1 protein-coding gene and 1 pseudogene are annotated in these 1,735 nt (G+C 55.8%); one reads left to right on the forward strand and one right to left on the reverse strand.

Features of this window, described 5'->3' with window-relative positions:
- The first annotated feature begins 178 nt into the window (after positions 1–178).
- Positions 179–565: a hypothetical protein gene (locus Mgrana_RS16580; RefSeq protein ID WP_147021253.1), complete on the forward strand. Its 387-nt coding sequence runs from the start codon at positions 179–181 to the stop codon at positions 563–565.
- A gap of 69 nt (positions 566–634) precedes the next feature.
- On the opposite strand, the pseudogene Mgrana_RS16585 reads toward Mgrana_RS16580, so the two are convergent.
- Positions 635–1,534: pseudogene (locus tag Mgrana_RS16585) on the reverse strand (transposase); the annotation flags it as partial.
- Positions 1,535–1,735 lie beyond the last annotated feature (201 nt).

Below are 1,735 nucleotides of genomic sequence, written 5' to 3' on the forward strand. Positions count from 1 at the left end.
CGGCGGTACTTGGGGCAGAAGACGATGTGGTACTTGGAAGAGTACACGATGTTTTTGTTTTGCTTGTATTGAACGGGGTAGCGCTTCACTGCGACTATTATACAGCAAAGAGCTATCTACGCCCACGCAGCGCTCTTTCAGAGCGCAAACCGCTCACCCCATGCCTGAAGGCAGGGGCTTGCGCGCTTTATTTGGTCAGGCGGCTTTTGTAAAAGCCAACTTCGATAAGCCCCCGGTGGCTCTTACCCAGCTAACCCTCGAGGGCACCCTCACCTTTCCACTAACCTCTGCCAGCTTCACTTTCTTTGCCAGCGACAGTGAGCCCTGCAACACCCAGATTAGCGGCGTTTACATTTGTAATCTTGGGGCTTCCCACATTGAGCAGGTTGGCACAGCGAACTTTGCTAGCGGAACCACTCAGCCTTTGCAACTCTCGGGCAGTCGCCTCAGAGATGGCATCAACAGCGGAAATCTGTGGATTGGCGTACGGCTGGATACCGGTGGCATCACGGCGGGAACCCTACAGTTTCGCAATATGATTGCCAAAGTAGCGCTCATACCCTAGCCGTCCGGGACATTCTTCCCGAAAACGGCACAATAATTCTTCACAGGCAGTAGAGCCTCAGATGCGCCTCAAAGCGATGAGCGATTCGAGCCGCTCAGCCCGGGTCAGGTGGGTGGATTCGAAGTCGAAGCCCTGCGATTTGAAGGCTTTGAAGAGGGTTTCGATCTTCCAGCGTTGGGCGTAGCGGATGTGAGCCTGCTGTGGATCGGCCTGGGTAATCAGAAGCAGATATTCCCCGGTTTTGAGATAACCGCCCATCAGATGAGTTCGTTGCCCCCAGAGTTTGACCGGCTTGGGTAAGGCTTCCCACTGCCCATAGCGCAGATGCCGGAACAACTGTTCGACGGGCCGGCTTTTGCCTTGGTAGCTTACCCGACTGCCTGCTTTGATCCGCAAGGTATAAGGCAGTTTGTGCCAGCGCAGGTCGCGCAAAAAGCCAGTGCAGCCAAACTCTCGATCCGCGCTCAGGGTCTGGATGCGCTCTTTGGGTAAGAAGGAGAGCAGCCGTCGGAGCAATCTCAGTCGCTCCCGCAGGCTACTGCTGACAGCCCGGTGTACAGGCGCAGCCTGTCCCGATAGGGGATCGTCCACCTTGCCCAGGAAGCACCACACCAGGGGGTAGGCCACCCCCTGATGCGCCACCCCAATGAACAACAGGTTGATGCTGACCCGACCAAACTTCCACTCGGTGCAATCCAGCCAAAGGCACAGGGTGTCCTGGGGTAATAGCTGCAAGATCAGGCGCCCGATGGTTTCCTGATCGAACCTATACTCAGCGAGAAACCTTTGGCAACGGCGGTAGTTGGAGGCGATCTGAACCCACGGGTTCAACCCCAGAGCGACCTGGGCCAGGTTGACACTGCGAACCCGGATCAAAGCCCGGATGAAGGCAGCCAGAAAACGCAGTCTAGCCCGATGCCAGTTCAGGTGGGGTCGCAAAACTTCTATCAGCTCACTACAATCATTCACGGGACTACCTCTGGCGGGGCAGTCCCTATCTTTATCAGCTCCTACGAGCTTCTCGCAAGTTTTGTCGTGTACCTAGTGGTCTGGTAACCAATATTCCGGCATAATAATTCCATGAAACAAGCCAGTACCAGCAGGGTACACCTGAGCGCCGAAGAACGTGAGCACTTGGAGCAGATGGTCAAGAAGATGGCGTGCGGGGCA

This window comes from Meiothermus granaticius NBRC 107808, assembly GCF_003574355.1.
Lineage (GTDB): Bacteria > Deinococcota > Deinococci > Deinococcales > Thermaceae > Meiothermus > Meiothermus granaticius.